We start from the raw sequence: 6687 nt of genomic DNA on the forward strand, positions 1-6687 counted from the left end.
AATCAGACGACAACTCTACCAAATAAGTTCCCACAATTTTAAATCGCTACACTAACAGGTTGATGGTGACGCCATTATTGTTTGTAGACAGATTGGGCAAGTCTTCCACATTGATGGTTCCATTGATGCCAGCAAATAAGTCGAACGCGGTACTGGATTGATTACCCATGACTTCCAGGCAGAGCGTATCAGTCGCGAAGACCGCGACATCCAGTCCTCTGCCACCGATGCCAGCACTACCGTTTAATGTGTTGGAGTTTACCCGGATACGGGCACTGGCGTTGCCGCCACCATCCATCAGGATTTCGATGCCATCGTCAAAGATACCGCCTGTTTGAGCAATATTGTTGCTCGTGATAAAGATGTCATGGTCGGTGCCGCGATCGATGTCAATGCCGATACCGTCGCCAAACAAGGCAGCAAGGTTGTCGTCGGAGATCGTGTTTTGATTGATTGTGGTATTTGTGGCTCCGGTCGTATTCAGATTGAGATAGATGCCTGCGCCAAACAAGTTGACCAGATCGTCCGAGTCGATGGTGTTTTGCGCGATGGTTGTGGTGGCGGTACCATTATTATACCGGACGTCAATCCCGTTGCCGAAGATACCTGCGTCATTTTGAATGGTATTGCCGGTAATGGTGGTGGTCATGGCGCCGGTCGAGTTACCGGTATAGACAATCGCATCACCGAATGCGTTAGCGAAACTGGTGATCTGGTTGTCTCTGATGCGTGTTGTGACATCTCCTGAGCTGACATTCACTCTGATGGCTCTCCCTGCCAGTGCCACGAGACTGGTGATCGTGTTATTGTCAATGTCAACAGTCGAATTTCCAGTGAGGGTGACATCAATACCAGTACCGAAGGCGGTCACAATACTTCTGATCGTGTTATCACTGATCGTGCCGTTCCCGCTACCATTCACCGAAATCGCATCGATGGCGGCATTGTTGATCGTATTGGAAGAGAAGTTGAAGTTCTCAACATTCACTCCGACGATACCATATGTCGTTGGTGAGTTGATGGTAGTATTTTTGATGGTGACATTTTTCGAATCAGCAATTTGGACGGCAGAGAACCCGCTATTGTCGAGTGTTCCCCCATTGAGTGTGACGCTCCCCGTTACATTATTTATATCGAGTGGCGCCAGTGTGGTGTTGGTCGTGTTCAACTCGGCGATGGTGATATTCGCTGAGCTGTCATCGATGTCAACGGCCGTCGATCCATTGGTGGTTGTGATTTGACCGAACTGAATGGTTCCGCCAGAATTCGCAATGACGACCGCATTACCGTTGGTGTTCGTAATGGAGCTGTTGGTAAAGGTCACATCAGCCGTATTGGAACTTCCCGTAATCGACACGCCCAGACCATCCGTTTTTGAGAGCGGGGTAAGATTGAAAGACGCGGGACCTGTTAAGTTAGTCAGGCTGATTGCCGTGCCGGCTCCATTATGGTTAATCGTATTGTTAGAGACCGTCAGGTTACCCACGCCGTTGGCGAGAATCGAAGATCCGGCGCCGGTTGTGATGATGTCAAAGCCGGAGAGCACGCTGCGGTTATTCAGCGTGAAGCTACCCGTGATTTGTGGATTCACGCCGGTGTTGGAGTCAGGCAGCTGGATCTGTCCGATGGTGGAAGTGATGAACTGCGTCGGTCCTGCTGAGAGGACCTGTGTGTTGTTTGCGAGTGTAAAGTCGCCTGTTTCCATTCCGTTGCGGTGATCGTAGACGATGACGTTCCCTGCTTGTGTGCGCGGATCAGCAAAGGCGGCGGCGAGGGTCGCATACGGGTCTTCGTAAGAGCCATCGCTGTTGCCGCCGGTCGCGACGTGCATGAAGTAAAACGGCAATCCTGTGGTAGGATCGATGACAAGGCCGCCATTCGGGTCTTCAATTTTCTGGTTGGCGACAACGATACTGCGAAGACGCTCGGGGGTTTCACCGAGTCGATCCCAGGCTTTCAAATCAGAACGAGGGCCTCCTCGCAAACCTGTAATACTGGGCCACTGAATACCGACAGAAAAGTTGACGGTCGTATTGAACACGCGGTCATTTTGCACGCCGAGATTCAGTGAGACCATATCCGAGATGCGGCTTTCGATGCGGGATTTCCAGCCCCAGGCCTGTTTGCTGCCATTTGCCTGAAAGTGATACCAGCCTGCATAAGCGCGAAGGTCCATCGAGTCGTTGCTGTAGAATTTGGCCCCGGCTTCCATATCGAAGCCCTTCATCGCGGCCTGATAATAACGGGTAAAGGTGCCACCAGACAAATGATGGCCGATGAACATATAGCTGCCGCCACTGGTATGAGTGGTTGCATACTCATTTCTGGTCTGACCTGTGGGAACATACCAGTTGAGTCGCGCGTCCCAGATATCACCCAGCGTTTCGATCCCGCCGGAGACCTGGTCAAAGCTGGCGTAACCGGCGTCGCGGGTGTCGTAATAAATGTAGGCGCCGATGGTTCGCTGAACTTCGGGTATATATTGACGGGCACCGAAACCAACGTTCGAACCCAGATTATGATTGTCGTCTCCCAGCAGCAGCCGCGCATCGATGAAGGTCAGCCAGTCGCCGTCTTCTCCTTCCAGCAGTGGGAAGAATGTATCAAAAGAAGAAAGTCCGCCGATGCGGCCGATCGTGTCGCCTGCTTCGTAGCGGTATCCGAAATGCGGTCGATAACGGCCAAACCAGGCGGAATCGCCGAACAGTTCTGAGACATCGCCGCCATAATTTTCATTTTCGAAACCAGGCTCATCGAAAGCGGGATCAACAGGCTGAGCGAGAAGCGTACCCGGTACGCAGAGGGCGATCAGTAGAGCGAGGCAAACACGTTTCATGGAATCCATTCCGTAGTAGACGTAGAGTTATAAGACCTTTCGTCACAACGGAATGTGGGGCTGAAACACTTCTTGCAGGAAGGGCGTTCAATGATATTAGCTTTTGGGGTCGGAGAAAACAGGATAACTTTTCCGGTTGGCGCGAGTGTGCGTGCTGGGCCAGGAGGCTCACTCACAGATAAAGATCCCTGCAGTATCTCTGTCCTAAATCGACAATCGGCTTAAAGAATCGGCGAAAACGCAGTGAGTTCCGATTTCTCATTCCGAATCAGGCATTGCGTTGCTTGAAACTCCACCAGCGGTTTTGTGGTATGAATGCGACTGCGACCACGGCTAGCTGTGAAAGCATAAACAGTCCGAGCGCCATCAGGACTCCATCAGTAAAACCATAAGAGTGCAGTCCGACGCCAAGTTCATTCACACCAAACCAGGACCAGCTGGTGACGATATTCCCGCCAATGGAAAGCATTGCCAGACCTCGATCTTTGACCATGCCTCCCCAGCGGGCGTGCAGCACCAGTGCGTTCCAGAGCACGATGATCAGCGCCCCGTTTTCTTTCGGATCCCAGCCCCAGAAGCGGCCCCAGGAATCGTCAGCCCAGAGACCGCCGAGCACGGTTCCCACAAAGCTGAGGAAAATGGCAAAGCAGAGCACGCCGTACAGCATGCGAATGATTTCTTTCCCTGCATCGGCCGTCATGCGCGGGGTACAGGTTCCCCACAGGATATAAAACAGACCAAGCATGCCTGCCACAAACGTGGCAGCGTAACCGAGTGTAATACAGACCACGTGCGTGGCGAGCCAGAACTGGGTATCCAGAACTGCCTGCAGAACAGCCATCGTATCACCGTCGCCGGCCAGCATGTGGGCGATGAGTAACGTGGAAAATCCAGCAACCGATGCCAGTAGGTTGCCGATGCCCAGACGGTTCATGCGTTCGATGACAATTCCCGCCAGCACAGCACCCCAGCCGATAAAGACGGCAGAGGAGTAGAGATTGGTGACGGGAGGACGTCCCGAGATATAGATGCGGGAGATCAAGGCGAACGTATGGACGACAAACGTGAGTACGATCAGCCAGAAGGCGGCGCTACCCAAGGGTTTTTGCCAGAACAGGAAGGAAATACAGACCAGCACAAAAGCGAACAGATATAAAACTGAGCAATAATAAAACGGTTCAAAATGATTGAAGAAGGCTTCGTAATCAATTTGAGATAGATTGGCATCCGTCAGGTCTGCCTGATGTTTTTTCAACCAGCTCTGATAGCTGCGGACTTCTTTATTGAATTCGTTCACATTGCCTTGAGAGTAGGCGACCAGGATTTTCGTCCAGGCCTGGGTGGCTTCGTTTTCTTTATCTTTGGAGAAGCTGGCTTTGACCAGATCGCGCGTCCAGCCATAAGAGTAGGTTTGCCACTCTTTTTCTTCTTCCCCTTCGCCTCCCGGCGGAATGGACCGGGGAGGATTTCGGCGGTCGAGCATCCCGTGACGGCGGATCGCTTCGATCAGGTCGTCACGCGCAGATTCGGCACGGATATTCGGCGGCGTGAAAGCCTGGATGATTAAATCAACGGTGCCGATCTTACTTTCCAGCTCGAGTATCTGCGATTGATACAGGCTGGTATTTCCCCGCCCCGCTTTACGTGCCAGATCGGCCTGTTTAGAGAGTTCGGGAATTTTTTCCGCGAAATCATCAAAGGAGTAACGGAAGCCCGCGCGTTTTTCGAGTCCGAGCGTATGCAGCAGTTCGGGGTTTTCAATTCGCACAACATTATATTCGAAAGCTTCGCGCGGTTTGGCGATGGTATCCAACAACCACTTGATTGCGGGTTCGGTTTTGCCCGCTTTGTCTTTGAAGTCCTGTCGGCCGGAAATGATTCGCAGGCTGTTGCGAGCGAGGGTGTCGATCGGCTTGGAACGTCCCTGATACAGAATGGGAAGTTGTCCGAATTCATACAGATTCATTTCATTCGAGGGCGTTTTGGGAATACGGGCTTTACTCATCAGATAACCGCCAAAGATGACCAGAATCAATGCGGGAATCAGCCAGGTATTCAGCGTAGTCGCGAACCCTGTTTTCTTTTTCCGGGCGGCGTTTTCTGCGTCACTGGGGGGCAATGACTGGCTGAGGGCGGTTGCTTCCGTTGTTTGTTTTTCACGGCGACCCAGGAATCGCAGCAGGGTGATCATGAAATGGTATAACATGCCGACCGCGACAATCATGCACGAAACGTAGGGGATCATCCAGCCCATGTTGGTGACGACAGACAGAGTGGTCATTTCCTTGCCGGTGCGCGGGTCGGCGTGATAACCGCTCTGATAAAATGTTTCGCCGCTGTAGCGGAGCGGGTTATTCATCCAGATCTTGATCTCCCGGTCGACGTTGGTCGTGGGATCTACCAGTTGAATATCCGATGAATAATTCATCACGGTCGTAGTCCCGGCGTAATCGTCTTTCCGCACATCAATAAGTTTCACGGAATACGGTTTGTAGGTTCGTTTAAAGCGGAGGAAAAGCTGATAGGGTTTGCCGTCTACGACCACCTGCTCGCCAAGTTCCTGCAGCGACATCTCCAGGCTGACCAGAAAGACGCCGAGTGACTCCGCTGTTTTTTTATCGATCACTTTAATGTAAGCCGCTGGAATATCGACTGCACCACCGACGTCTGTACCGGAGGCACTGCGTGCTTCTAAGGCGATCCAGTCTTTGCCAACCCCTGCCGTGGCGGGGTTCTCAGCAAGTTTATTTTCTTCGGGAGTTAAAGAGGAAATTTTGCGGATGGAGGAATTCGGATAATATTTGACCAGCTCGTAGTCGAACGGGAGTTGCGGATCAGCAACGACTTCCTGCTGATTCGCCAGCAAGATCGATTTGGGAATGACGGTGACCTGGTCTTCTTTGGGATCGGTCTGGTCGATAATCGCTAATTCAATTTCACGAATGTCGTGAACGTAAGTTGCCGTTTCCCCTTCCGAGATTGTCATCTGTGTTTCGACGGCCATGGTGCCGACCATCAGTTCGCTGAGCATCATCAGCCCGACACCGCCGTGCAGCAGCACAATACCGGCCCGTTTTTTGAACAGAATGATACAGCCTGCCAGCAAAACAATGCCTGCGAAAGTTGCTTTCAGCAACTGCCAGAGAATGCGCATCGAGGAATCACTGAAGCGGGCAGCCTCTCCCTGAGACAGAAACCAGACCAGAAGGAAAGCGAACAGTACGGCAACGCCGACAGTCAGGCAGCGTTCGACTTTGCGAAATGATTCAATCTGGAAAAAGAGCCAGATACTTCCAATGATGGACGCACCCAGGCCGACTTCAATCAACGCCCATAACGCAGACCAGCTCAAGAGGGGAGTTTCCTGAAAACCGTCTTTATTGGCCCCACTGGCAATCACGGCCCAGGTGATCAGGATGCCCACCCCAATCATTGCCCAGCCCATTGTTCGGCGAGCGCCTTTGGCCTGCACTTTAAAACGAATAAAGTGCGCAGCAAACAGGTTGATGCCCATCAGGAAACCGATCAGCCAGCCGCCCGGGAAATAAATGAAACCCGGAATATTATTCTGGCTCAGGTTCGGGAAAAAAGACGGCGGAAAAAAGACTTTGAATTCAATCTTGGCAATACCGGTGCGGAAGTATTCGTCAATGACGACCCAGATATCTTTGTTGACCTGCGCCAGAGTGCCGGCCAGAATAATAAAAATGGCCATTGCGAACAGCACTACGGTCAGTCGCAGCGAGGCAAAAGGCTGTAAGAATTTCAGGAACAGCTCATTAAAATTTGAGGACCCTGAACCGGAATCAGATTCAGGAGTGGCAAATTCGCTGGATTTATCGGAAAGAGTA

2 protein-coding genes are annotated in these 6687 nt (G+C 51.9%); both read right to left on the reverse strand.

The features are described 5' to 3' along the window. Positions 1 to 46 precede the first annotated feature (46 nt). Complete coding sequence (locus Q0294_RS01865; RefSeq protein WP_299460295.1) at positions 47 to 2836, reverse strand: right-handed parallel beta-helix repeat-containing protein; 2790 nt, start codon at positions 2834 to 2836, stop codon at positions 47 to 49. A 268-nt stretch (positions 2837 to 3104) separates the two neighbouring features. Beyond that, on the reverse strand, positions 3105 to 6687 hold a 3583-nt coding region (gene ccsA, locus Q0294_RS01870), incomplete at its 5' end, for a cytochrome c biogenesis protein CcsA (RefSeq protein WP_299460298.1).

Origin of the sequence: uncultured Gimesia sp. (genome assembly GCF_937919775.1) — a bacterium.
GTDB lineage: Bacteria > Planctomycetota > Planctomycetia > Planctomycetales > Planctomycetaceae > Gimesia.